The 24778-nt window shown below is 65.8% G+C and carries 20 protein-coding genes; 11 read left to right on the forward strand and 9 right to left on the reverse strand.

Annotated features, from left to right (window positions below):
• Positions 1-135: 135 nt before the first annotated feature.
• Positions 136-2466, reverse strand: a complete 2331-nt coding sequence (locus tag P2869_RS25865; RefSeq protein WP_017775484.1) for an EAL domain-containing protein — start codon at positions 2464-2466, stop codon at positions 136-138.
• Positions 2467-2838: 372 nt separating this feature from the next.
• Here P2869_RS25865 and P2869_RS25870 point away from each other — a divergent pair, with 372 nt between their 5' ends.
• Positions 2839-3333, forward strand: a complete 495-nt coding sequence (locus P2869_RS25870) for a RidA family protein (RefSeq protein ID WP_277598363.1) — start codon at positions 2839-2841, stop codon at positions 3331-3333.
• 113 nt (positions 3334-3446) lie between these two features.
• Positions 3447-3740: a DUF1330 domain-containing protein gene (locus tag P2869_RS25875; RefSeq protein ID WP_017775482.1), complete on the forward strand. Its 294-nt coding sequence runs from the start codon at positions 3447-3449 to the stop codon at positions 3738-3740.
• 72 nt (positions 3741-3812) lie between these two features.
• On the opposite strand, the gene P2869_RS25880 is transcribed toward P2869_RS25875, so the two are convergent.
• The 3 genes from P2869_RS25880 to P2869_RS25890 all read right to left on the reverse strand — a co-directional run bounded on the left by P2869_RS25880 (position 3813) and on the right by P2869_RS25890 (position 6931).
• Positions 3813-4703, reverse strand: a complete 891-nt coding sequence (locus P2869_RS25880) for an amidohydrolase family protein (RefSeq protein ID WP_277598364.1) — start codon at positions 4701-4703, stop codon at positions 3813-3815.
• 64 nt (positions 4704-4767) lie between these two features.
• Positions 4768-6102, reverse strand: coding sequence for an MFS transporter (locus P2869_RS25885; RefSeq protein ID WP_277598365.1), 1335 nt, complete (start codon positions 6100-6102; stop codon positions 4768-4770).
• A gap of 106 nt (positions 6103-6208) precedes the next feature.
• Complete coding sequence (locus P2869_RS25890; protein WP_277599852.1) at positions 6209-6931, reverse strand: GntR family transcriptional regulator; 723 nt, start codon at positions 6929-6931, stop codon at positions 6209-6211.
• 198 nt (positions 6932-7129) lie between these two features.
• Between P2869_RS25890 and P2869_RS25895 the strand changes: the two genes are divergently transcribed.
• Complete coding sequence (locus P2869_RS25895; RefSeq protein ID WP_277598366.1) at positions 7130-8398, forward strand: MFS transporter; 1269 nt, start codon at positions 7130-7132, stop codon at positions 8396-8398.
• Between the two features lie 144 nt (positions 8399-8542).
• Here P2869_RS25895 and P2869_RS25900 read toward each other — a convergent pair whose 3' ends face one another.
• Positions 8543-9400 (reverse strand): class I SAM-dependent methyltransferase, encoded by an 858-nt coding sequence (locus P2869_RS25900; RefSeq protein WP_277598367.1) that lies wholly within the window; start codon positions 9398-9400, stop codon positions 8543-8545.
• A 442-nt stretch (positions 9401-9842) separates the two neighbouring features.
• On the opposite strand from P2869_RS25900, the gene P2869_RS25905 reads away from it, so the two are divergent.
• A complete protein-coding gene (locus tag P2869_RS25905) occupies positions 9843-10355 on the forward strand; it encodes a transglycosylase SLT domain-containing protein (RefSeq protein WP_346833761.1) in 513 nt (170 codons plus the stop codon).
• 112 nt (positions 10356-10467) lie between these two features.
• Here P2869_RS25905 and P2869_RS25910 read toward each other — a convergent pair whose 3' ends face one another.
• The 3 genes from P2869_RS25910 to P2869_RS25920 form a co-directional block, all read right to left on the reverse strand.
• Positions 10468-11640, reverse strand: a complete 1173-nt coding sequence (locus tag P2869_RS25910) for a hypothetical protein (protein ID WP_277598369.1) — start codon at positions 11638-11640, stop codon at positions 10468-10470.
• A 97-nt stretch (positions 11641-11737) separates the two neighbouring features.
• The gene (gene argG, locus P2869_RS25915; protein WP_277598370.1) at positions 11738-13072 is read right to left on the reverse strand and encodes an argininosuccinate synthase; all 1335 of its coding nucleotides are present in this window, start codon (positions 13070-13072) and stop codon (positions 11738-11740) included.
• A 145-nt stretch (positions 13073-13217) separates the two neighbouring features.
• Positions 13218-14021: a FadR/GntR family transcriptional regulator gene (locus P2869_RS25920; RefSeq protein WP_277598371.1), complete on the reverse strand. Its 804-nt coding sequence runs from the start codon at positions 14019-14021 to the stop codon at positions 13218-13220.
• A 141-nt stretch (positions 14022-14162) separates the two neighbouring features.
• On the opposite strand from P2869_RS25920, the gene P2869_RS25925 reads away from it, so the two are divergent.
• From P2869_RS25925 to P2869_RS25940, 4 genes are all read left to right on the forward strand, one after another.
• Complete coding sequence (locus P2869_RS25925) at positions 14163-14942, forward strand: (Fe-S)-binding protein (protein ID WP_277598372.1); 780 nt, start codon at positions 14163-14165, stop codon at positions 14940-14942.
• Positions 14939-15703 carry a lactate utilization protein C gene (locus tag P2869_RS25930; RefSeq protein ID WP_277598373.1) on the forward strand — a complete coding sequence of 255 codons (765 nt, stop codon included), beginning with the start codon at positions 14939-14941 and terminating at the stop codon, positions 15701-15703. Before P2869_RS25925 ends, P2869_RS25930 begins: the two co-directional genes overlap by 4 nt.
• Positions 15700-17154: a LutB/LldF family L-lactate oxidation iron-sulfur protein gene (locus P2869_RS25935; protein WP_199544985.1), complete on the forward strand. Its 1455-nt coding sequence runs from the start codon at positions 15700-15702 to the stop codon at positions 17152-17154. Before P2869_RS25930 ends, P2869_RS25935 begins: the two co-directional genes overlap by 4 nt.
• Positions 17155-17309: 155 nt before the next feature.
• The gene (locus P2869_RS25940) at positions 17310-19031 is read left to right on the forward strand and encodes a lactate permease LctP family transporter (RefSeq protein ID WP_277598374.1); all 1722 of its coding nucleotides are present in this window, start codon (positions 17310-17312) and stop codon (positions 19029-19031) included.
• 185 nt (positions 19032-19216) lie between these two features.
• Here the strand turns inward: P2869_RS25940 and P2869_RS25945 are convergent, their stop codons facing one another.
• Positions 19217-20530 (reverse strand): Nramp family divalent metal transporter, encoded by a 1314-nt coding sequence (locus P2869_RS25945; protein ID WP_126878772.1) that lies wholly within the window; start codon positions 20528-20530, stop codon positions 19217-19219.
• Between the two features lie 252 nt (positions 20531-20782).
• Here P2869_RS25945 and P2869_RS25950 point away from each other — a divergent pair, with 252 nt between their 5' ends.
• The 3 genes from P2869_RS25950 (at position 20783) to P2869_RS25960 (ending at position 24693) form a co-directional block, all read left to right on the forward strand.
• Positions 20783-22228: an NAD-dependent succinate-semialdehyde dehydrogenase gene (locus tag P2869_RS25950; RefSeq protein ID WP_017775468.1), complete on the forward strand. Its 1446-nt coding sequence runs from the start codon at positions 20783-20785 to the stop codon at positions 22226-22228.
• A gap of 258 nt (positions 22229-22486) precedes the next feature.
• On the forward strand, positions 22487-23386 hold the full coding sequence (locus P2869_RS25955; protein ID WP_277598375.1) for a DMT family transporter: 900 nt from the start codon (positions 22487-22489) through the stop codon (positions 23384-23386).
• A gap of 122 nt (positions 23387-23508) precedes the next feature.
• On the forward strand, positions 23509-24693 hold the full coding sequence (locus P2869_RS25960) for a PAS domain-containing sensor histidine kinase (protein WP_277598376.1): 1185 nt from the start codon (positions 23509-23511) through the stop codon (positions 24691-24693).
• Positions 24694-24778 lie beyond the last annotated feature (85 nt).

Consider the following 24778-nt stretch of genomic DNA (forward strand, 5'->3'; position numbering starts at 1 on the left):
GCCAGTGGAGATGGCTAGAGCATAGTCTTCGTGGAGTAAACAAAACACAAAAATACCGCATCTGGCCGAAAAGGGTCGGCCAACGCGGCAATCGGGCACAGCGTCAGTGTGCCTGCGCAACCTCAACCGCCACAGTCAGGCGCTCATTTCGTTGAGCACGCCCAGCCCGACAGGCGGCGCCATCAGCCGCTCCGCGTAGGTGCATGCGGGCATGGGCCGGCTGAAGAAGTAGCCCTGCTGCTTGTCGCAGCCGATAGACCGAAGAAATAGCGCCTGTTCTCGTGTTTCCACACCTTCGGCCGTCACTGTCATACCGAGCGAATGCGCCATCGCCACCACGGCGCTCGTAATTGCCACCGAATCGCGATGATCGGGCAAGCCATTCACGAACGAACGATCGATCTTGAGGTTGTGCAGCGGAAAGCGCTTCAAATACGAGAGCGACGAGTAGCCCGTGCCGAAGTCGTCCACGCTGATGTGCACGCCCATGTCCGTGAGCGCCTTCAGCATGGGCAGCACGGTCTCGCTGTCGCGCATCAGCAGGCCTTCGGTAATTTCGAGTTCGAGCGCGGCCGGCGCGAGGCCCGTGCGCGCCAACGTCTGCGCGACGTGCTCGACGAGGTCGTCGTTGAGCTGACGCGGCGAGAGATTCACGGCGACCACAAGGTCCGGCGCGAGCGTGCGGCGCCATTCCGCGGCCTGCGCGCAGGCCTGTTCGATCACCCAGCGGCCCATCGGCACGATGAGCCCGGTGTCTTCTGCTACGGGGATGAACTCGGCGGGCGTCACGGGGCCGAGTTCCGGGTCGTTGAGCCGCAGCAGCGCCTCGGCGCCGGCCGTGCGGCTGCATCGTCCGTCGACGATGGGCTGGTAGACGAGGCTCAGGTCGCCCGCTGCCATTGCACGCCGCAGTGCACGCTCGATCGTGAAGCGGCGTTGCAGATGCCGGTTCAACTGCTCCGTGAAGAACTGGAATTGATTACGACCGTGCTGTTTCGCGTGATACATCGCGGCGTCGGCGTTGCGCATCAGCGTGGTCGCATCGCGGCCGTGCTCGGGAAAGAGGCTGATACCGATGGACGCGCCCAGGTAGTACTCGTTGCCCGCCACCGCGAACGGTACGGCCACGGTGTCCACCACGCGGCGCGCGAGCCGCGCGAGCGCGTCCGGGCCGCCATGATCGGCGACGAGCATCACGAACTCGTCTCCGCCCACGCGCGCAAGCGTGTCCTCCGCGCGCACGCAGCCCGCCAGCCGCTGCGCGACGCTGCAGAGCAACGCGTCGCCTGCATCGTGGCCGGCGGTGTCGTTGACTTTCTTGAAGCCGTCCAGGTCGATGAAAAGCACCGCGGCATGCTCGGGCCGGGCCGCTCTCGCCAACGCGTCCAGCACATCGGGCGCGCCCGCGGGGTCGAGCATCTCGCGCATGCGGTCTGCGAGATACGCGCGGTTGTAGAGCCCCGTGAGCGAGTCGCGTGTGGCGAGATATCGAAGCTGCTGCTGGGCCGCGCGAACCGGGCCGATGTCGTTGAACGAGATCAACACCGCGCTCGGCTCGCTCTCGCCCGGCTTGATGATGGGCACGACGTTTTCGGTAATCCACACCGTGTCGCCGTCCACGAGATCGAGCGAAAGCGTAAGGCCCACGAGAGGCTTGCCGCTCGCGAGCACCCAGCGCGTCGGCTGGTCCGCTTCCTCGATGACGGTTCCGTCTTCGCGGCACGCGCGCAGAATGACGCTGCCGATCTGCCGTCCCACGAGATTGCCGCTCGCATGCAGCATGCGATGCGCGCTGGGATTGCACGCAATGACCTCACCGGCGGGCGTCTGCACCACGATGCCTTCGTTGAGATGATTGACGACGAGCCGGTGGTATTCCTCGCTCTGTGCGAGCCGCCGCGCGATGGCGTCCTGATGGACGGCAAGGCCCACGCTGCTGCTGATGTCGCGCAGAATCGCTTCTTCCTGCGCAGTAGGCCCGCGCGGCGTGCGGTAATAGACGCCGAATGCGCCCAACACCTTGCCCGACTCGTCTTCGAAAGGCACGGACCAGCACGCGCGCAAGCCATGCGGCAAAGCCAGCGCCTTGAACGGCGCCCATAGCGGATCGGTCGCGATGTCCTCGACGATCACCATGCGCCGCTCGAACATTGCCGTGCCGCACGACCCGACGTCAGGGCCGATCTCGAGCCCCTCTATCGCGTTGCTGTAGTCCTTCGGCAACGACGGCGCTGCGCCCACCAGCATGTGACGCCCTTCGGCGTCGAGCAGGAGGATCGAGCATCGCGCCTCGTGGCCGAGCAGCGCCTCTGCGCGGCGGCACACCTCCTCGAGCAACGCTGGCAAAGGCGTGTTGCGCGTGATGAGGCGTAGCACCGTCTGCTCGGAGGCGAGCACTTCTTCGGCAAGAGCCGAACCGTAGCGAGCCTTGCTGGCCCCTGACCCCGTGTCCTTATCTGCGCTCATTGGACGCTTCATGATTGGATTGCTCCCCTGTCCGTTAACGGCAGGATCCCGGCATGGTTGAGTCGGGCTTACACGGATGGTGTCCGCGTCACGGCGATGGTTCGACCAGAATGCGCGCAAAGCGTGTGAAGTATAGGCACTCCGGCTGACGGGCGTGAGCGTTCGTGTGCGGATTCGCGTCAAGAGATGCCCAGACGCGGTGCACGCTGCGACCGCGTCGATTTGTCGGACTATACGGCTTTCGAGAGCGATGGCGCCTGCCGCTATTGACGCTTGATGCCGCATCGCACGCTGATCGTGCCGACGGCCGCGGCGGCCATGCATCCGGAATGCTACGCTGCACGCTCTTCCATTCAGCCGCATGCCTGCGACATGACCTCTTCACGACAAACCCGATTCGACGACATCGCTGCCACGCTCGGTTATCGCTTCGACGGCGAAATCAAGGTAGGCGGGCACTACGTGCCTGTCATGCGCAACGACAGCGAGGTCTATGTTTCAGGACAGATTCCGCGTGTAGACAACGCGGTGGTCGTAACGGGACGCGCAGGCGCTGACGTCTCGCTTGCCGATGCGCAACGCGCCGCGCAGGTTTGCGTGATGCGCGCGCTGGCACTGCTGGCGCGCGAAGCCGGGTCGCTCGATTGCATACGCGGCATCCTGCGGATCACCGTCTACGTGCAATGCGCAGCGGACTTCACGCTGCAAAGCGAAGTGGCCGACGGTGCGTCGGACGTGCTGCACGCTGTGCTGGGCGACGCGGGGCGGCATACGCGAACGTCGGTGGGCGTGTACCAGTTGCCGAAGAACGCGACGGTGGAGCTGGATCTTGTGGCGGTGCTCGAAGACGCCGGCAAGCCACGCTGAACGCGATACGCCGCTGCGCTGCCGCGCCTCTTGCGTGGGCGGCGCCGCCTTCAACAGCGCTCGCGGTTTCGTGGCATCATCGCCAGACCCCAAACGGAGAAAGGAGGCAGGCCATGGCGACGTACATCGTGTTCACGCGCGAAAGCACGCAGGATCAGGGCGAACTCGACACTTACATGAAGAAGGTGGGCGAGACGTTCAAGGGCCATCCGATCAAGGTGCTCGCGGCATACGGACCGCAGCAGGTGCTTGAAGGCGATGCGCCCGAAGGCGTGGTAGTCGTCGAATTCCCCGATACGCAGGCAGCGCGCGCGTGGTACGACAGCCCGGCCTACCAGCAGGTTGCCCAGCATCGTTTCAAGGGTTCGCGCTATCGCGCGGTGCTCGTGGAGGGCGTGAAGGGATAAGCGGGCCGCCATGCGTGCGAGGGTATGAATGAAAGCGGCTGCCGCCCTCGCACGTCGATTCGTATCGACAGGTCAGCGCACAGTTGCTTCGCAAAAGCCGTAGAAGTGTGCCGCTGTGGCGCACAGCACCGCACGGCGCTCGGCTTCCTCGCTGAAGAGCCGCTGCGCGATACCGAAGGTCGACGCAAAGTTCGCGGATGCTTCGAACTGCGTGTGTGGCCAGTCGCTGCCCCACATGAGCCGCTCCACTGTCGCAGCTTCCTTCAAGAGAGACAACGCCTCACGCGCGAACGCTTCGCCCGAGTCGCCCACGCTGTTGCGATACGCCGCGGACACTTTGACCCACACCCGCCCGCTTCGCGTTATTTCGAGCAATCGACGCAACCCTGGGTCTCTCACGCCGAGTTCAGGTTCCGGTCGACCAAAATGATCGACCACCACCTCCACGCCGCGCTCCAATAGCGGCGCAACGATCCCCTCGATGCGCGCGGCCTCCGCGTGCACCTCGACATGCCAGCCCAGTTCGCGAATGTGCGCGAGTGTGCCCGGCGCAATGTGACTTGAGAGTGGCGCGTCCGGCAAGCCGATCAGGTTCAGCCGAATGCCGACCACCCCTGCTTCGGCCATCGCTGCGAGCGTGCCGAAGCCGCAGTCGGGCTCGATCACGGCAACGCCGCGAAGCCGCCGGGGTTCACGGCGCAACGCGGCCAGCAGATAGCTGCAATCCGTTCCGAGAAAACTGGGTTGCACGAGCACGCCGTGTGATACGCCGCAGCCGTCGAGCTGCGCGAAATACGCCGGGAGCGGCGCGTCGTAGTCGGGCACATACCGGCGTTGCGCGGCGAGCGGCAGGCCGCGTTCGAACACGTGCGCGTGCGCGTCGATGGCGGTCACGGCAAACGGCTCGCGTGCGGGCCGCTCCGCATCACGGCGAACCGAAGCCGCACCGGACGTTACGATCATTGAGGTTCCTCCACTACACATTCTCTTGCCGCCGCTCGGCAGGCGTTGCTACGGCGAGGCGCGCTCAGTGACGATGCGCCTGCGAAAACCGATGCGCCCCTTCCGCTTCGCGCGCGGCTTCGTCGGATGAGCCCGCGGGCAGGCCACCGAGCGTGCGGCCGCGTGTCTCAGGCAGCATCAGCACCGACAGGACGACGATCGAATAAGCGAGCGCGGCATCGATGCCGATGGCTGTACCGAGCGACATGTTCGCGGACATATGGCCCACCAGCACGGGAAAGCCCGCCGACACGACGCGGCCGAAGTTATAGCAGAAGCCCACGCCCGTTCCGCGAATGCCATGCGGATACAACTCGTTGAACAGCGCGCCCATGCTCGCCGGAATGCCAGCCGCGAAGAAGCCCAACGGAAAACCGAGCACGAGCATGGCCGCGTTGCTGAGCGGCATGAACAGATAGACGACCACCGTAACGACGCAGCAGATCGCAAAGGCCAGAATCGTCGTGCGCCGTCCGATGCGATCGAGCAGTTGCGCGCACACAAGACACCCCACGAAGAACGCGACGATGACCACCGCCAGATACGCGCCCGTGCCCAGCACCGAGAGATGACGTTCGGTTTTCAGATACGTGGGCAGCCAGGTCATCAGCGCGTAGTAGCCGCCATGCGCGCCGACGCCGAGCAGTGCGCCGATCAGTGTCATGCGAAGCACCTGCGGCGAGAAGATGCCGAACACTGCATCGAGTGCCGGTTCATTCGCCGATGCATCTGCACTGCGCGTGTTCTGGCCGGTGCACTTCAATGCAGCTGCATCGGGTTCCTGCACACCACGCCTCACATAGACGATAAGCAGCGCCGGCAGAATGCCGAGGGCGAACATGGCGCGCCATGCGGTGGCCGCCGGCATGACGGAAAACATCAAGGCATAGAGCAGCACCGCAGCACCCCAGCCGACTGCCCACGCGCTTTGCACGCTGCCCATTGCCTTGCCGCGATGCTCGGCGCGAATCGTTTCCGCCATGAGCACGGCACCCGCGGCCCACTCGCCGCCGAAACCGAAACCTTGCAGCGTCTTCAGCACGAGGAACTGCGGATAGTTCTGCGCGAACGCACAAAGAAACGTGAAGACGGCAAAGCAGGCCACGGTCCACTGCAACGTCTTCACGCGGCCCACTCGGTCCGAGAGCATGCCCGCAATCCATCCGCCCAGCGCCGACGCGACGAGCGTCGCGCCGCTCACAAGACCGGCCTCCGTGCGGCTGATCGACCACTGGGCGATGATCGCCGGAATCACGAGGCTGAACATCTGCACGTCGAGCGCATCCAGCGCCCAACCGCCGAAGCATGCCCAGAACGTGCGCCGCTCGTTGGCGGATATTTCCCTGAACCAACCGGACATGGCTGTCTCCTATGTCCTGAATTCCGCTACGGGAATCGTTTAATCGTTGTGGTGCGGCTGTATTTCAGTGCAGTGCATTCGCGTGCATTGAAACGCTTTGCACGTGCTAGCGAATCTCGGCCTGATAGATGAACTCGCTTGCCGGCCCGCGGGAACGCCGCCATTCCAGCGGCTGCCGATCGTATCCATATGCGAGACGCTCGATCACCACGGCGGGCGTGCCGGGTTCGATGCGCAACAGTCGCGCATGCAGTGGCCCGATGGCCTCCACCGTGAGCGTTTCCGTAGCCGACGCGATGATCTGATTGCACTGCGCTTCATACACCGGATAAAGCAGATCGCCGATCTGCTCCAGTTCGAGCTGCATGAAGGCAGCAAAGCGGTCAAAAGGCAGCCAGATTTCTTCGGTCAGCATCGGCACCCCGTCGATCAACCGCAGCCGGGACATCTGGATCGCCTTGCTGCCGTTCGGAATCTGCAAGGTGGTGGCCACGGCAGACGGTGCTTCAACGACCTCGCGTCGCAGGATGCGGCTCTCGGGAATGCGCCGTTCGCCCTGCCGCGTCTGGAAGCGGAAGAACCGGAACAGTGAGCTGTCGAAACTGGCGCGACGCACGAAGGTTCCTCGCCCCTGGAAGCGCTCGAGCAGACCTTCGGCCACGAGCAGATCCACGGCCTTGCGCACGGTGCCGACGGCTACGTCGTATTGCTTCGCCAGTGCCTGTTCGGTGGGAATGGCCTCACCCGGTCGCCAGTGGTGAGCCGCGATGAGTGCCACGAGTTCATCGCGCACTTGCTGGTAGCGAGGGAGCCGGTCGTCCGCATGCATCATGATTCTCCTTAATTCATATATATGTTTGCATGAATTGGCTGTTCGACGGATAGGGACTAACCCGTGCATCAGGCCTTGCCGAGCGAGGACGGGTTTATACCCATTGGCCTGCATTCCAATTCAACCAATCATATATATGAATTTCAATTCCGGAGACCTGTTGTGAACCATCCCCCCTTATCCGAGCAGGCTGTCATGAAAAAGATTGCGCGCCGGCTGATGCCGCTGCTCGTGGTCATGTTCCTGATCGCCTTTATCGACCGGCAGAACGTCGGCTTCGCGAAGCTGCAGATGGTGCACGCACTCGGCATGACGGAGACGGCGTATGGCCTTGGTGCCTCGCTGTTCTTCATCGGCTATCTGCTGTTCGAGGTGCCCAGCACCCTGGCGCTTCACCGCTTCGGCGCCCGCCTCTGGCTCGCGCGCATCATGGCCACGTGGGGCGTGATCACGGTGGCGATGGCTTTCACGCATTCCACGACACTCTTCTACGTGTTCCGGTTTGCGCTCGGCGTGGCCGAGGCCGGTTTCTATCCGGGCGTGATCTTCTATCTGACGCTGTGGTTCCCGCAGAGCCAGCGCACCCGCATGCTGGGCTTCTTCACGCTGGGCAGCGCGCTCGCGAACATGCTGGGGTCGCTTGCAGGCGGACTCCTGCTGTCGCTCGATGGCCAATTCGGCTTCGCTGGCTGGCAGTGGGTGTTTATGGCGACGGGCGCGCCTGCCGTCATCGTCGCACTGGTCGCACTGCGGTTCCTGCCCGAATCCGTCGAACGCGCACGCTTTCTTTCCGCGGACGAGAAGCAGGTCGTGCTCGCCGCACTCAAGCGCGAAGCGCCCGCCGGCACGGTATCCGGGCATCCGTGGCGCGCGTTCATCGACTGGCGCGTGCTGATGTTCGCGGGCGCCTATATGCTGATGTCGACTTCGCTCTATGGCGTGACGTACTGGCTGCCCACGCTGCTCAAGAGCGGTGGAATCGCTTCATCCACGAACGGCCTGCTGAACATGATTCCGTGGGCACTGGGTGCACTTCTGCTGCTGTGGCTGCCCGCGAGGCTCAAGCGCGAAGGCGTGGTGCTCAAGGCGATGGCGATCGTGGCCGGCATCGGCGTCATCGGCTTCGCTCTGAGCCTCGTGTTGCCCGGCCTGCCGCTGCGATTCGCTGCACTCGTGCTGGGAGGCGCATGCATTCCATTGCTCTACCCGTGCTTCTGGTCGTTGCCGCCACGCTTTTTTAGCGGCGCGCGTGCTGCGGCAAGCATCGCCGCGATCAACTCCATCGGCAATCTTGGCGGCTTCTTTGCCCAGAACCTGATGCCCTATGTGGGCAAGGTGGCAGGCAACGCTGGTGCGCCGATGCTCGTTCCGGTGGTGTGTCTCGCGCTTCTCGGCGCGGGCATGCTGGTGGCCAGTGCTTCCAGCGGACGGCGCGAGCAGGTGGGCATCTCTGCGGGGCAATGAACGCGAACGGGTAGCGCCGGGCCGCCATCCGTAAACACGCAACCGCTGCTGCAGCGTGCCCGTGGGATCACGTGCACTGGCTTGCCGCGCCGGCACGCCAGTGCATCCGCGTGAAGCAGGATGCCTGTGCGCGAGCGTGCCCCGCTACGTCGTCGCCACGAGGAACGCCTCGCCGCTCGATGGCCGGAGCCCGTCGCTTCGACCGCTGAAATAGCGCGCAACGATGTCTTCTGTGGACACGTAGCGCGCCTCGTTGAAACCCGTTGCACGTGCCAGTTCCAGTATTTCCTCTGGACGGAAAAAGCTCAGGAACGGCGTGCCGGCCGCACGCGCCCGCTCATACACCATTTCATGCTGGGCGCGCTCCGCAGGGTCGATGAGATCGAGGGGCAGAAGGAACGTCATGGCGAAGGTCGAACCCGGCGCGAGCCCGGCGATCCGGCGCAGCATCGCGGCAACGGCGTCGCGCGTCAGATACATCGACACGCCCGTCGACGACACGATTGCGGGCCGCCCCGCGTCGAACCCCGCCGCGACGATGCGCTCCCACCACGATGCGCCGGCCTCGAAATCCACGGGCACGAGCCGCAACCAGGCGGGCACGCCTAAGCCGAGTTCTTCCAGACGCTGCCGCTTCCATGTCTGAGCGCCCGGTTGATCGACTTCGAACACGGTCATGCGCGCGGCAATCTCGGGCCTGCGTTGCACGAAGGTGTCCAGCCCCGCGCCGAGTAGGACGTACTGCGTTACGCCCCGGCCGGCCTGTTCTGCGACGAGATCTTCGACGAAGCGGGCCCGGCCCACGATGGACGCCCGATAGCCCCGCGTGCCCTGCGGATGCATGTCGGGACGTTCGCGCCAGTTCCCGTCCGGATCAGCCAGCTGCAATCCGACTTCGTCTTCGATCACGTGCGGCGGCGCGTCGACCTGAACGTGCATGGCACGCCATAACGCCACCCGCACGGCCGTGCTGTCGGGCGCCACAGTCTGCCTGTCATGCATGATGGTTCTCCTCCAGCAAATGCGTCGCTCACCCTGTCGGGCTCCCGTTGCGCGGTAGTGTAGCGACCGGCACCGCCGTGCATTCGGGCAGGCATTCGCCTGACGTGTCACGGCTGCGCACGGGTACCGCCGGCAATCCACCTGAACCGTGGTGCAGGTGTTTCTCTGTTTCCTTCGTCCTTCAGTACAACGCTTGCCCCGCAGCGGTTCGGCATGCGAACCGCGCCCTCGAGGCTTGAGCATGCAGGATATTGCCGCCGCTATAATGCCGGTCCACCCCACTTCACTTCAGCCGATGAGCCGACCCTCTTACGCACTGCTGTTCATGTTAGGGATCTGCCTGCACGCCGGCGCCGAAGAGCCCGTGCGCGCGCATGCCCTCACCAGTGATACAGCAACGGCGTCGGCCACGATTGCGGACAGCCGCGATGCCGCGGCCAGCATGCCGCTGGCATCGGCCACGAGCACCGCGGCATCGGACGCCAGCCCCGTGGCAGGGCCCATCGCGGGACCCGTGGCGACCCAGATGCACAAGATTTCCGCCATGCTGATGGCGAAGTTCGGCCTTGCACGCGAAAAGGCTCAGCGCATCTCGGCGGCGGTGATGACGTCGGCCGAAAAGTATTCGCTGCCGCCGGCACTCGTACTCGCCATCATTTCGATCGAATCGCGCTTCAAGGAAACGGCCCGCGGCGCGCACGGCGCAACGGGCCTCATGCAGGTGGTGCCCGCAGCACACAGGCAACTCGTCAAAAACATGGACCTCAACGAGGCGTCGGACAACATCGAAGCCGGCTCGGCCATCCTGCATGGGTATCTACAGTCCGCGCGCGGCGATGTGGGCGCCGCACTGAAGAGCTACGGCGGCTCGTCGGCCTACGCGAAAAAGGTGAGCCTGCGCGCGAAGGACTTCGACGTGGCCCCCGCCGCAAGCAGCGCCGACGGGACGCAGTAACCCCGGTCCATCCGGCGCGCGCTCGCCGGGAACATCCGCCGGTTCGTCGCGATTCGCCTTCCCGGCGGAAAGCCGCCGCTACAACACAACACAACGCACCCAGACCGCGCCGCTACGATTTCCCGTCGCGCTGACGCTCCTTGCTCCATTTGGCGAGCGTGCGAGGCGAAATGCCGAAATGCGCCGCGACGCTTTTCAGCGTCGGTTTCGTACCATCGACTGCTCGCTGCAACGCCTTCACCGCCCGGTCCTTGCCGCCCGGAATGAGCCACGCCGGCAATATCTCCTTCTTGAAAAACTCCGGTGCGCGGGCCTCGCGCGCGATCGCTTCATCGGGATCGAACGTGAAGGCCTGGGCGGTCTGGTCGTATGGCGCGCGCTCGTAGATGCTTTGCAGGCACCCCTCGCACACGTGCGCCGTGGGCGCGAAATACGCGATGCCCTGCACGTCCGCGCGGTTGTCCGCCCAGCGCAGCGCCTGCTGTTCGGCATGGTGCGCCGTGGTCTCGTCCAGCTTGTCGTTGCGCGAGCGCGGGTAGGCCGGCGCGTCAGCGCCCTTTTGCATCGGCACCACGACGTGGCCCGCCACCAGCGGCTTCACCTTTGCGTCGTTCAGCAGATCGAGCGCTGCTTTGCTGTTGCCCGCAATCCCTATGCGGTAGCGGCCATCGGCATGCTTGAAGACAAACGGCAAAAGCGTCGTGTTGGCCGCAAGGTCACGCTCGCGCAGCACCTTGCGCAACGCAGCACGAATGGCGTCCGCCTGGCTGCGCAGCACGTCGAACGCGGGGCGTTCTGCGGTGCGGACCTCAAACAGCGGCTTTGCGTTCACCGGCAGGGAGTCTTGCTGCAACAAGGCTCCCACAACCGGTTCGGCGGACTTGATGCGAAACTGCGCGCCGTTCCAGGTCGCCGCCTGAAGCGGCGCCGCTCCGGCGGCGGCCGCCACGGCTGCGGCCGCTGCAAGCGAGACGGCGTCGGAAGGCGTTCGTGACCCGATCTGCGTAAGCCCGACAAGGGGCGCCGCTAACGCCGGAACGGACTGCGCCGTCGGCGTAGCGCGCGCCTCTGGCGATTCGTCCAGCGCGGCAGGATCAGGAACGAACGGACCGTACCGCGACAAGTCGCTCCGAATGCGCTCGGCCATGGGGTTCTCCTGCGCGAATGAAAGTGAATCCCAGCGTAGCAGCATGCCCGCCGCGCGGAGGGGGATTGCGAAGACATGGCCGGGCATCCGAAGCCGGCTTCGGCGGTTCGATCGCTGGGCCGACAGCGTGAAACGCATCGCTATACGCCAACATCGGCGCGCCTCACGCCAACAAAAAAGGGGCGCCTCAGCGCCCCTTCTCTTCCTGTGCCCGCACACATCCGGGCACAGCAGATTACTTCGTGTCGTCCTTGATCTGCGGCAGCGCCGACGCTTCGCCCGCAGCGAGCAGGCCGACCTGCGAATAGATGCGCAGCTTGTCGCGCGTGTCCTTGATATCGAGGTTGCGCATCGTCAGTTGGCCAATGCGGTCGCGCGGCGAGAACGTGGAAGCCACCTTTTCCATCGAAAGGCGTTCGGGTTGGTACGTGAGGTTCGGCGAACGCGTGCTGAGGATCGAGTAGTCGTTGCCGCGGCGCAGTTCGATGGTGACCTCGCCCGTGATGGCGCGTGCCACCCAGCGTTGCGCCGTTTCGCGCAGCATGATGGCCTGCGGATCGAACCAGCGGCCCTGATACAGCAACCGGCCCAGACGGCGCCCGTGGTCGCGGTACTGCTCGATGGTGTCTTCGTTATGGATGCCGGTGACGAGGCGCTCGTACGCGATGTAGAGCAGCGCGAGGCCCGGGGCTTCGTAGATGCCGCGGCTCTTCGCTTCGATGATGCGGTTTTCGATCTGGTCGCTCATGCCCAGACCGTGACGGCCGCCAATGCGGTTGGCTTCGAGCAGCAGTTCCACCGCGTCGGTGTACGTCACGCCGTTGAGCGCCACCGGCTGGCCTTCCTCGAAGCGCACCGTGATCTCTTCCTTCGCGATCTGCACCTCGTCGCGCCAGAACGGCACGCCCATGATGGGGTTCACGATCTTGATGCCGCTTTCCAGGCTCTCCAGGTCCTTCGCTTCGTGCGTGGCGCCGAGCAGGTTCGAATCCGTCGAATACGCCTTTTCCGCCGACATCTTGTACTCGAAGCCCGCGCGGCGCATGAACTCCGACATCTCGGCGCGGCCGCCCAGCTCGTCGATGAACTGCTGGTCGAGCCACGGCTTGTAGATTTTCAGGTCCGGGTTCACGAGCAGGCCGTAGCGGTAGAAGCGCTCGATGTCGTTGCCCTTGTACGTGCTGCCGTCGCCCCAGATGTTGACGCCGTCTTCCTTCATCGCCGCGACCAGCATGGTGCCCGTGACGGCACGGCCGATCGGCGTGGTGTTGAAGTAGGTAACGCCCGCGGTCGAGATATGGAATGCCCCACATTGCAGCGCTGCGATGCCCTCGGCGACGAGCTGGGCACGGCAGTCGATCAGCCGGGCGCCTTCTGCGCCGTACTGGATGGCGCGCTTCGGGATCGAGTCGTAGTCGTCCTCGTCGGGCTGGCCCAGGTTCGCGGTGTACGCGAACGGCACGGCGCCCTTGAGCCGCATCCAGTGCAGTGCCGCGCTGGTGTCGAGGCCGCCGGAGAACGCGATGCCGACCTTCAGCCCGGCCGGGAGACTTTCGAGAATTGTGGTCATACGGATAACCGCTGAATGGAGTCTGGAAGAGGGGAAATGTGCAAGTATCCGCTGTGTGGCGGTTCCGGGCAAGGTTCGACAGGTTATCGAAAGGAAATTGCGGGGCGCAAATGGCGCCTGAGAGACGCTTAGGACGTCCCGATCATCACGGCGCACCCCCTGTGTTTACCCGAATACCGGCGGGCGCAACGCTGCGCTGCGCGGCCAAATCGGGCGAGGTCCGACCAATTTTGGCCCGTGCAACCTCGTCGGCCAGCCGGCCGCGCACGAAGTCGATATGCCCCTGCATCGCGGTGCGCGCCTCCTCGGGCCGGCCCGCGCAGATCGCATCGCAGAGCGTGCGGTGTTGCTGCAGCAGCATCGCCGACGATTCGTCGCCCTGCTCGCGCAAGCCCGTGCCGTGAATCGTGATGTGCTCGCGCAGTACGCTCAGCACGCTCGTGTGCAGATGCAGGAACATCGCGTTGTGCGACGCGAGCGCGATGGCCTCGTGCAGCCGCGTGTCGGCGCTCGCCTCGGCAGCCTTGTCGTCCGTGGCGCGGCTGCGTTCGAGTGCGGCCAGTTCCTCGCGGATGCGCACAATGTCGTCCGGGCTCGCGCGCAGCGCCGCGAAATACGCGGTGGCGCCTTCCAGCACACGGCGAAACTCGAGAATGTCGTCGCGCAGCGCGGGATGATCGCCAATCAGCTGCCCCCACGGCGACGCAACGCCCGTGCGCAACTGTTCGGTCACGAACACGCCGGTGCCGTGCCGGCTCTGTAGCAGCCCGCGCGCGGCAAGCCGCTGGATCGCTTCGCGCACCGTGTTGCGCGACACGCCGTACTGCACCGCGAGGTCCCGCTCGCCCGGCAGCCGGGCACCCGCCGGCCAGCTACCGTTCAGCAGCGCCGTTTCCATGGTTCGCATCACCGCTTCCACGCGGCCGCGTGCATGCCCTGTTTCCGCCATCGTCCGGTCCTCGTCAAGGTCGCCATTGTGCCGCGATTTTAAGCAGTGGTCCAACCAGTTTGTCCCAAATGGCGGAACGGAGAATGATGCGCCACAGTCCCCGCCGCCCCGCCGCGGCACGAAACCGGATATCAGCGACTCATGAAGGAACGGCTCTACCCCGCCACCCCGCCCGCCGACGTCTATCTGTTCGGCACCTGCCTCGTCGATCTGTTCGTGCCCGAGGCCGGCGTCGACGCAGTGCGCCTGCTCGAACGCGAAGGCGTGACGGTTCACTTCCCGCGCAACCAGAGCTGCTGCGGACAGCCCGCGTATAGCAGCGGCTACCCGGACAAGGCGCGCGAAGTCGCGCGCGCGCAACTGGAACTGTTCGCGAACCCGTGGCCGGTCATCGTGCCGTCGGGTTCGTGCGCGGGCATGATGCGGCACCACTGGCCGCGTCTGTTCGAGAACGACCCGCAGGCGGCGCTCGTGCGCGACCTGTCCGAACGCGTCTACGAACTGGGCGAATTCCTGCTGCGCGTGTTGAAGGTCGATTTCAGCGAAGCAGGCGCCGGCGCCGACGAGCGCGTCGTCCTGCACACCTCGTGCGCGGCGCGCCGCGAAATGGGTACGCGCGAGCACGGCGTCGAACTGGTCGATTCGCTGCCGGGCGTGACGCGCGTGGAGCACGAGCGCGAATCCGAATGCTGCGGCTTCGGCGGCACGTTCTCGTTGAAACACCCGGACATTTCCGGCGCGATGGTGGCAGACAAGCTCGCATCCGCATGTGCGACCGGCTGCGAACGGCTGGTGTCCGCCGACTGCGGCTGCCTGCTGAACATCGGTCACGCGGCCGCGCACAAAAACGCGCCGTTGAAGGTCGAGCATCTCGCGTCGTTTCTGTGGCGCCGCACGCAACGCAAGGAGAACGCAGCATGAGCCGCGCTCCCGCGACGTTGCACGACGGGTCCGCGCGGCCGAATGCGGCCGGCGAATCGAACCGCGCCCGCGCACGCATTCTCGACCGGCTGCGCGCGAGCGCACCTGCCTCGGCGGCATCGACCGCCGGCTCGATCGATAGTCGCATCGACGCGCATTACGCGACCCGTCGCCCGGGTGCTGACGATGCTGACGATTCGCAGCCAGCCCGCCTCGATCGTTTCCAGCAGATGCTCGAAGCCTCGCACGCCGACGTATTCCGGGCGAGCGCCGACACCTGGGCCGCCGAACTCGCGCGCCGGCTCGCGGCGGCGGGCGTGCGACGCGTGCTGATCGACCCGAGCCGCGCTGAGGGCGCCGCACTCGTGCGCGCGCTGCCCGACAGCGTCGCGGCGCAGTCGTACGCGCGGCCCATCGAAGACTGGAAGGACGAACTCTTCGAAACCATCGACGCGGGCTTCACCGTCGTGCGCTCCGGCATCGCGGCCACGGGCACACTGATCGTCGAGCCAGACGCCGGCTCGCCGCGCACCGTGTCGCTCGTGCCGCCGCTGCACGTCGCGCTGATTCACGCCAACACGCTGCACCTCGACCTGCATGCAGCCGTAGCCGCCGAACGCTGGTGCGACGGCATGCCGACCAATCTGGTGATGATCTCGGGCCCGTCAAAGACCTCGGACATCCAGCAGACCCTCGCCTACGGTGCACACGGCCCGCGCGCGCTGTGGGTCGTCATCGTGACCGACGAGGCCGCCGCATGAGCACCACCCACGAAAGCCCGCTGCATTTCGTACCCAGCGCCGACTTCCGCGCGCGCGCCCGCGCCGCGCTCGACGACCCGCAGTTGCGCAAGAGCTTTCGCGGCGCGATGGACTTCTTGCAGAGCAAGCGGCGCGCGCAGTTCCCCGAGGCCGACGAACTCGAACACCTGCGCGACCTCGGCGAGGCCGTACGCCAGCACGCACTTGCGCGCTTGCCCGAACTGCTGGAACAGCTCGAAACAAAGCTGCGTGCCAACGGCGTGCAGGTGCACTGGGCCGAGACCGCGGACGACGCCAACGCCATCGTCCACGCGATCGCGCAGCGGCACGGGGCGAAGCGCATCGTCAAAGGCAAGTCGATGGCGAGCGAGGAAATCGAACTCAACCATTACCTCGCCGAACGCGGCATCGACTGCATCGAGTCGGACATGGGCGAATACATCGTCCAGATGGCGGGCGAAAAGCCCTCGCACATCGTGATGCCGGCCATCCACAAGACGAAGAGCGACATCGCGCATCTGTTCGAAGAGCACATTCCGGACACGCCCTACACGGAAGACGTGGACGCCTTGATCCAGACGGGCCGGCGCGCGCTGCGCCGCGCGTTCGTGGACGCGGACATCGGCCTCTCAGGCGTGAACTTCGCGGCCGCCGACACCGGCACGCTGTGGCTCGTGGAAAACGAGGGCAACGGCCGCCTCTCGACCACCGTGCCTGACGTGCACATCGCCATCATGGGCATGGAGAAGGTGGTCGCGAAGCTCGAACACATCGTGCCGCTGTCGAGCCTGCTCACGCGCTCGGCAACAGGCCAGCCGATCACGACGTACTTCAACCTCATCAGCAGCCCGCGCCGCGAGGGCGAACTCGACGGCCCGCGCGAGGTGCACGTCGTGCTGCTCGACAACGGCCGCAGCCAGGCCTACGCGGACGAAGAGTTGCGCACAACGCTGCAGTGCATCCGCTGCGGCGCGTGCATGAACCATTGCCCGGTCTATACGCGCATCGGTGGCCACGCGTATGGCACGACCTATCCCGGGCCGATCGGAAAAATCATTTCCCCGCACCTGCTCGGGCTAGACGCCACCGCGGATCTGCCGACCGCGTCAAGCCTGTGCGGCGCATGCGGCGAGGTGTGCCCGGTGCGCATTCCGATTCCGCAACTGCTCGTGCGCCTGCGCACCGAGTCGAACCGCGCGCCCGATGAAGCGGTTGCGCATCCGCTGCGCGGTCAGGGCGCCCGTCACAGTCGCGGCGAAGAATTTGTATGGCGCTTCTGGAGCGGCGCGTTCGCGCATCCGCGCGCGTTTCGCGTGCTGCGCTGGGCGGCGACGCGTCTGCGCGCATTCGCGCCCTCGCAGCAGATGGGCTGGACTCGCCATCGCACACCGCTCACACCCGCGCCGCGCAGCCTGCATGACTTACTGCGCGAACGCGGCCAACCGGAGTAGCAGACACCTGATCCATGTGCGGCTCGCGCACCCCGTCGATCGCGACGGACGTGCGCGGGCCGCCTGCTTCACGCGAGCCGCCGGAGAACGCGGCGCGTAAACCACGATTTCCACGATCCCACGATTTCTGAACCATCCCTTCGGGAGGAGACCCTGTGCAACCCTGGACCCAGAGCTACACCCCATCAGGCAGCCTGTGGCTGTCCGCCGCCATTGCGGCGATTCCCATCCTGTTCTTCTTCATCGCGCTCGCGGGACTGCGGCTGAAAGGCCACGTCGCGGCCGCGATCACGCTGCTGCTCGCGCTCGCCGTCGCGATCTTCGAGTACGGCATGCCGGTGAAAATGGCGCTCGCTTCGGCAGGCTTCGGCTTTGCATACGGCCTGTGGCCCATCGCGTGGATCATCGTGACCGCGGTGTTCCTCTACAAGATCGTCGTAAAGACGGGCCAGTTCGACATCATCCGCGCGTCGGTCCTCTCGATCACCGACGACCAGCGGCTGCAACTGCTGCTGATCGGCTTCTCGTTCGGCGCGTTCCTGGAAGGCGCAGCGGGTTTTGGCGCACCGGTCGCCATCACGTCCGCGTTGCTGGTCGGCCTCGGCTTCGAGCCGCTGTATGCCGCGGGCCTGTGCCTGATCGCGAACACCGCGCCGGTCGCGTTCGGCGCCATGGGCATTCCGATCATCGTGGCGGGCCAGGTGACGGGCATCGATCCGTTCCTGATCGGCGCGATGGCGGGCCGTCAACTGCCGCTGCTCTCCCTGTTCGTGCCGTTCTGGCTCGTGTTCATCATGGACGGCAAGCGCGGCGTCAAGGAAACGTGGCCCGCGGCGCTCGTCGCGGGCGGCAGCTTCGCCGTCACGCAGTACTTCACGTCGAACCACATCGGGCCCGAGTTGCCGGACATCACGTCGTCGCTCGTCAGTCTCGTCGCGCTCGCCTCGTTCCTGAAGGTGTGGCAGCCGCGCCGCGCGGGCGCTGCGGCTGCATCGTCCATCGGCGTGAGCGGCGGCGCCGCGGCGCTGGGTGGTGGCTTCGGTGGTGGTGCGTCCGCTGGTGCCTCATTCGGCACCGGCTCGCGTAAGGCGTCGCCGTACTCGGCCGCGCAGACCGTGCGCGCATGGGCGCCGTTCCTGCTGCTGACCGCGGTTGTCACCGTCTGGAGCACGAAGACGTTCAAGGCGCTGTTCGCCGCGAAGGGTGCGCTCGCCGGAACCATCCTGAGCATTCACGTGCCCGCGCTCGACAAGCTCGTGATCCGCACCGCGCCCATCGTCTCGTCGGCCAAGCCCTTCGACGCCGTGTTCAAGCTCGACCTGATCTCGGCAACCGGCACGGCGATCCTGCTGACAGCGCTCATCTCCATCGTTCTGCTGCGCATGAAGCCGCGCGCCGCCGTCGCCACGTTCTTCGCGACCGTGGGCGAACTGCGCCGCCCGGTGCTGTCGATCGGCCTCGTGCTCGCCTTCGCGTTCGTCGCGAACTATTCGGGCATCTCGTCGACGCTCGCACTCGCCCTCGCCGGAACGGGCGCCGCGTTCCCGTTCTTCTCGCCGTTCCTCGGCTGGCTCGGCGTATTCCTGACCGGCTCGGACACCTCGTCGAATGCGCTCTTCGCGTCGTTGCAGAACACGACTGCCCATCAGATCAACGTATCGAACACGCTGCTGGTCGCGGCCAATACGTCGGGCGGCGTGAGCGGCAAGATGATCTCGCCGCAGTCCATCGCGGTGGCCTGCGCCGCGACGGGTCTCGTCGGCAAGGAAGCGTCGCTGTTCCGGTTCACCGTGCGGCACAGCCTGTTCTTTGCGGCAATCGTAGGTGTCATCACGCTGCTGCAGGCTTATGTGCTGACGGGGATGATTCCGCACTGACGGTCTTGTCGGGTGTCTGCCTGGACACCGGCGGTGGCCGCCTTTGGGTTGGCCGCCTCCAGGTCGGTCGCCCCGATGCGGCCACCTGGACACGGCCTTCGGAGCAGCGGAAAACGAACGAGGCCCGGTGGCGGACGCCACCGGGCCTCGTCCTTTTGAAGCTTTGAAGCGGACCCGTCGCCGCGCTACCCCGCCACGCCGGCAATCAGCATCAGGTTCGTCCCCGTAATGACCGCAAAGAGCACCCACGCGGCAATCTGCGTGGGCAGACCGATTGCGTGATCCTTCATCACGGCGCGGTCGCTCACGGAGCGAATGAGCGGCCACATCGCGAAAGGCAATTGCAGACTGAGCAGCACCTGGCTCCAGACCAGCAACTGTCCGACCGCCCCGTCCCCCAGCCACAGCACGCCGATCAGCGCCGGCACGAGCGCAAGACCGCGGGTGATCAGACGACGCTGGTAGCACGGAATCTTCACGTGCATGAAGCCGTCCATGATGACCTGGCCCGCGATGGTGCCCGTGAGCGTCGAACTCTGACCCGAGGCAAGCAACGCGAGGCCGAACAGCAATGCCGCGCCGCCGCCCACGATCGGCGTAATGAGCTTGTAGGCCTGCTCGATGTCGTTCACGCCCGTCTGGCCCGTGGCATGAAACGCGGCGCCCGCGAGTATCAGGATGGCCGCGTTCACGAGCATTGCGACCAGCAGCGACACCCACGTATCGACGCGCACCAGCGCGAGCGTCTCATGCACGTCGCCGCGCACGCCGCCCACCACGCGCCGCGTCTGCACCACCGACGAATGCAGATAAAGGTTGTGCGGCATGATCGTGGCGCCCACGATGCCGAGCGCGAGCACGATGGCGTCTTTCCTGTCGTGCGGGGGCGCGCCCGGAACGAGGCCGCGCGCGACCGCGTGCCAGTCAGGCGGCACCATGGCGAGCTGGGCGACGAAGCAGAACATCATGGTGCCGATCAACGCGAGCACGATCGCTTCCACCTGCCGGAAGCCTTTGCCCTGCAAGCCGAGCACGATCATCGTATCCAGCGCGGTCAGCACGATGCCCCAGGCAACCGGCACGCCCAGCAGCAGCTTGAAGGCCAGCGCGCAGCCGAGCACTTCCGCGATGTCGCACGCGATGATCGAAATTTCCGCCGTGATCCATTGCAGGACTTTGCCGAACGGACCATAGCGGGTGTAGCTGGCCTGCGCGAGGTCCATGCCCGAGGCGAGACCCAGGCGCGCGGCGAGCATCTGCAAGAAGATGGCGGCGAGACTCGACATCGCGACGACCCACAGCAACGCGTAGCCGAATTTCGAGCCCGCTTCGATATCCGTCGCCCAGTTGCCGGGGTCCATGTAGCCGATCGCGACCAGAAACCCCGGGCCGGCGAAGCGGCGGAGCTTGGTCCAGCGGGAAACGCCCGCGTCGATGACGATGCTGCCCTTCACTTCGGAAGGACAGAACGGGGCCGTGGGGATGGTCGGAAGCCGCATGCGTGGTGGGACGTGGGAGTCGATGGCCGTAGCCGTGGAAGTGCGGCCACATTGTACGCAGGGTCGGGACAGCGAGCCTGGGTAGGCGCCTTGTGGCCCTTTCGCCCTTCCTGCCGAAACTCCGGATTTATGCGAAAGTGCATGTTTGCCCGCCGGCTGCCGGCCCGGTGTCCCGAACACCCCGGCAAGCAGGCGCTCTGCAGGTCCCGGCGCGCCGGGCGGTTTATCTGAACGAAGAACGGGAGATACGGTATGGCGGTTTCAGGCTACGCGGATACGCAACTACTGATCAACGGCGAGTGGTGCGACGCCGAAAGCGGCAAGACGATCGACGTGGTGAATCCGGCAACGGGCAAGGTCATCGGCACGGTGGCCCACGCCGGCATTGCGGATCTGGATCGTGCGCTCGCGGCCGCGCAACGCGGCTTCGAAGTGTGGCGCAACGTGCCCGCCCACGAGCGCGCGGCGACCATGCGCAAGGCAGCCGCGCTCGTGCGCGAACGTGCCGACACCATCGCGCGCCTCATGACCCAGGAGCAGGGCAAACCGGTTGTCGAGGCACGTATCGAAGTGATGTCCGCGGCGGACATCATCGAATGGTTCGCGGACGAAGGCCGCCGCGCCTACGGCCGCATCGTGCCGCCGCGCAATCTTTCGGTGCAGCAGATGGTCGTGAAGGAGCCGGTGGGCCCGGTCGCCGCGTTCACGCCGTGGAATTTCCCGGTCAATCAGGTCGTGCGCAAGCTGTGCGCCGCGCTCGCCACCGGTTGCTCATTCCTCGTGAAGGCGCCCGAAGAAACGCCGGCTTCGCCTGCGCAACTGCTGCGCGCGTTCGTCGATGCGGGCGTGCCCGCCGGCGTGGTGGGCCTCGTGTTCGGCAGCCCCGCTGAAATCTCGGCTTATCTGATTCCGCATCCGGTGATCCGCAAAGTGACCTTCACGGGCTCCACGCCCGTGGGCAAGCAGCTCGCCGCGCTCGCGGGCCAGCACATGAAGCGCGCCACGATGGAACTGGGCGGTCACGCGCCCGTCATCGTCGCGGAAGACGCGGACATCGAACTGGCAGTCAAGGCAGCGGGCGGCGCAAAGTTCCGCAACGCGGGCCAGGTCTGCATTTCGCCCACGCGCTTTCTCGTGCACAACAGCGTGCGTGAAGAATTCGCGCGGGCGCTCGTCAAGCATGCGGAAAGCCTGAAAGTGGGCGACGGCCTCGCCGACGGCACGCAGCTCGGGCCGCTCGCGAACGCGCGCCGCCTCACGGCGATGGCGAAGGTCGTGGAAGACGCACGCGCGACAGGCGCCACCGTTGCGACGGGCGGCGAGCGTCTTGCGGGCGACGGCAACTTCTTCGCGCCCACGGTGCTGACCGACGTGCCGCTCACGGCCGACGTCTTCAACAACGAACCGTTCGGCCCCATCGCGGCGATTCGTGGCGTGGATTCGCTCGAAGAGGCCATCGCTGAAGCGAACCGCCTGCCGTACGGCCTCGCGGGCTACGCGTTCACGCGCTCGTTCCGCAACGTGCATCTGCTCACGCAGCGGCTTGAAGTGGGCATGCTGTGGATCAACCAGCCCGCCACGCCGTGGCCGGAGATGCCGTTCGGCGGCGTGAAGGACTCGGGCTATGGCTCGGAAGGCGGCCCGGAAGCGTTGGAGCCGTATCTCGTGACGAAGTCGGTGACGGTGGCTGCAGTCTGACGCCTGCGGCTTTGCCGATGTGAATACGCGATGACACGCCGCTCCACTTCGGGGCGGCCATGTCATCGCATGTCACGAACACCGCGCGCCGCGAACAAAAACGCGGCGCTTTTCTTTTGTCCTCCCGTTCTTTCCCCGTTGCACGTTTGCCTCGACGAGGCGCGCAATCGCGAGCCGCAGCGCGCGGTCGGCAAGCGATAAGATCGAACCTGCCCTCCACTGCCGTCTGCCCACTCCGCCCGCCCACTCCGTCTGCCTATGCCGCCCATCGCCACCGCATCCGCGCGTACCGTCCCACTGCGCAGCATCGCGCTCGTTCTTGCGTCCATGTTCTGCTTCGCCGTGGTCGATGCGCTCGGCAAGTTCGTGGCGCTTGCCTACCCGGCCAACGAGGTGACGTTCTTCCGGATGCTGTTCGGCCTCGTTCCGGCACTCGCGCTCTGCATGCGCGGCACGCCGCTCTCCGCGCGGCTCAGAGGCATGGACGTGCGCGGGCAGACCATCCGCGCCATCACCCTGCTCGGCGCGTCAGCGCTGTTCTTCGCGGGCTTGCCGTATTTGCCACTTGGCGAAGCGGTCTCCATTGCGTACTCGGAAACGCTGCTCGTCATCGTGCTTGCGCCGTTTCTCCTCAAAGAACCGCTGACGGCGCGCGACGCCCTCGCTGCCCTCGTCGGCTTTGCGGGCGTGCTGCTCGTGGTGCGGCCGGGTGGCGGCCAGTCGAGCTGGCTCGGCCCGGTGCTGCTGCTGTGCAGTGCGCTGTGCGGCGCGCTCTCGATCATCCAGATCAAGCGCATTCACGCACGCGACGATTCCGCCCTCACGGTGCTCTTTTTCACATCGGTGGGCACCGTGGTAATGGGCGCGTCGCTGCCTTTCTCGTGGCGTACGCCCGCGCTGGATGGCCTCGCCGTCATGGCGCTGCTGGGTGCGTTCGCCACCGTCGCCCAGTACCTGATGACCGTGGCGTTCCGTGAGGCCGATGCGAGCGTGCTCGCCCCCTACAACTACACGAGCGTGGCGTGGGCCGCGCTCTTCGGCTACGTGGCGTGGGGCGAGGCAATTGGTGTGGTGTCGCTCGCCGGCATCGCGTTGATCGTGGGCAGCTCGATTGCCGTGGCGATTCGCAGGCGGCCGCCCGAAGGACCGCAGTTCTGACGCGCGAACACATGCAAGGCGAATGGACACATGCCCGAGGGTAAAGGCTTCTTCCCTCAGGCATGGGTTCTGCTCGATTTGTCTACTGGAATAGCGCGAAGGGAATTGATATAACGCTTTTTATGACCCGCGCAGCCACGCGAGTCGCGCTCGCAGGCCCGTGCAACAACGCTTTTTGCGAGGTGACGCATTTGAGCCCCACCAACAAAGCGTCTGAGTCGAACGACCCGGTTGCCACGGCGGCCAGGGTTCCCGTCGACGAGCGTTACCGCATCCTCGTCGAGACGGTGCGCGAGTACGCCATCTTCCTGCTCGCTCCCGACGGCACGGTTGCCACCTGGAACGCGGGCGCCCAGCGCATCAAGGGCTATCGCGCCGACGAGATCGTGGGCCGCCACTTCTCCGTGTTCTATCCCGAAGAGGACGTTGCCGCCGGCAAGTGCGAGCGTGAGCTACGCACGGCGGCAACCGAAGGCAGCGTCGAAGACGAAGGCTGGCGCGTGCGCCGCGACGGCTCGCGCTTCTGGGCCAACGTGCTCATCACGGCTGTGCGCAACGCGTCGGGCGAACTGCTCGGCTTCGCCAAGGTGACGCGCGACATGACCGAGCGCAGGCGGCTCGAAGAACTCGAACACGCGCGGCTCATCTCGGCCCGCATCGACCAGGTGCGGGAAAGCGAGCAGACGCGCATTGCACGCGAATTGCACGACGACCTGGGCCAGCGCGTCACGGCCATGAAAATGAGCATCGCGCTGCTGGAAGGCCAACTGGGCGACGACGAGCCGGCCCGGCAAACGCGCGCCGCATTGGCCGACCTCACAGGCGAGATGGACGGCATGGCCGCCGCGCTGCGGCGCATCGCGTCCGACCTGCGTCCGCCCATACTCGACGACCTCGGCTTGCAGGCCGCGCTCGAATGGATGGCGGAGAACTTCACGCGCCGCTACGGCGTGCAGGCCACCTTGCACTTCGACGCCGACGATGTCGCGTTCAGCGAAGTTGCCGCCACCGCAATCTTCCGCATGACCCAGGAGGCGCTCACGAACGTGGCGCGCCACGCTCACGCGAAGCATGCGCACGTGGAACTGGTTGCGTCCGGGAACGAATGCAGTTTGCGGATCGCCGACGACGGCGTCGGCATGGCGCCCGATGCCCAACGCAAGGAACGCTCGTTTGGCCTGCTCGGCGTGCGCGAGCGCGCGCGGCTGCTGGACGGCGACGTCTTCGTGGATACCTCGCCGGGCAACGGTTTCCGGCTCGCCGTGAGTCTGCCGCTTGCCGCGGTGGGTTCGGCACAGGACGAATGACAGCGAGGCTTTCATTCGCCTCGCGCCGGGTCGCTGTTCTCGATTGCGCTTTAATGTCGCTTTAACGCCGCTTTAACGCCGCTTT

It is taken from the genome of Paraburkholderia sp. SUR17 (assembly GCF_029536165.1).
Classification (GTDB): Bacteria; Pseudomonadota; Gammaproteobacteria; order Burkholderiales; family Burkholderiaceae; genus Paraburkholderia; species Paraburkholderia kururiensis.

Bases quoted from the DNA above. Each gene is read 5' to 3' on its own strand.
- P2869_RS25865 (WP_017775484.1), bottom strand. From the start codon at position 2,466: ATGAGCGCAGATAAGGACACGGGGTCAGGGGCCAGCAAGGCTCGCTAC.
- P2869_RS25870 (WP_277598363.1), top strand. From the start codon at position 2,839: ATGACCTCTTCACGACAAACCCGATTCGACGACATCGCTGCCACGCTC.
- P2869_RS25875 (WP_017775482.1), top strand. From the start codon at position 3,447: ATGGCGACGTACATCGTGTTCACGCGCGAAAGCACGCAGGATCAGGGC.
- P2869_RS25880 (WP_277598364.1), bottom strand. From the start codon at position 4,703: ATGATCGTAACGTCCGGTGCGGCTTCGGTTCGCCGTGATGCGGAGCGG.
- P2869_RS25885 (WP_277598365.1), bottom strand. From the start codon at position 6,102: ATGTCCGGTTGGTTCAGGGAAATATCCGCCAACGAGCGGCGCACGTTC.
- P2869_RS25890 (WP_277599852.1), bottom strand. From the start codon at position 6,931: ATGCATGCGGACGACCGGCTCCCTCGCTACCAGCAAGTGCGCGATGAA.
- P2869_RS25895 (WP_277598366.1), top strand. From the start codon at position 7,130: ATGAAAAAGATTGCGCGCCGGCTGATGCCGCTGCTCGTGGTCATGTTC.
- P2869_RS25900 (WP_277598367.1), bottom strand. From the start codon at position 9,400: ATGCATGACAGGCAGACTGTGGCGCCCGACAGCACGGCCGTGCGGGTG.
- P2869_RS25905 (WP_346833761.1), top strand. From the start codon at position 9,843: ATGCCGCTGGCATCGGCCACGAGCACCGCGGCATCGGACGCCAGCCCC.
- P2869_RS25910 (WP_277598369.1), bottom strand. From the start codon at position 11,640: ATGCGTTTCACGCTGTCGGCCCAGCGATCGAACCGCCGAAGCCGGCTT.
- argG (WP_277598370.1), bottom strand. From the start codon at position 13,072: ATGACCACAATTCTCGAAAGTCTCCCGGCCGGGCTGAAGGTCGGCATC.
- P2869_RS25920 (WP_277598371.1), bottom strand. From the start codon at position 14,021: ATGGCGGAAACAGGGCATGCACGCGGCCGCGTGGAAGCGGTGATGCGA.
- P2869_RS25925 (WP_277598372.1), top strand. From the start codon at position 14,163: ATGAAGGAACGGCTCTACCCCGCCACCCCGCCCGCCGACGTCTATCTG.
- P2869_RS25930 (WP_277598373.1), top strand. From the start codon at position 14,939: ATGAGCCGCGCTCCCGCGACGTTGCACGACGGGTCCGCGCGGCCGAAT.
- P2869_RS25935 (WP_199544985.1), top strand. From the start codon at position 15,700: ATGAGCACCACCCACGAAAGCCCGCTGCATTTCGTACCCAGCGCCGAC.
- P2869_RS25945 (WP_126878772.1), bottom strand. From the start codon at position 20,530: ATGCGGCTTCCGACCATCCCCACGGCCCCGTTCTGTCCTTCCGAAGTG.
- P2869_RS25950 (WP_017775468.1), top strand. From the start codon at position 20,783: ATGGCGGTTTCAGGCTACGCGGATACGCAACTACTGATCAACGGCGAG.
- P2869_RS25955 (WP_277598375.1), top strand. From the start codon at position 22,487: ATGCCGCCCATCGCCACCGCATCCGCGCGTACCGTCCCACTGCGCAGC.
- P2869_RS25960 (WP_277598376.1), top strand. From the start codon at position 23,509: ATGACCCGCGCAGCCACGCGAGTCGCGCTCGCAGGCCCGTGCAACAAC.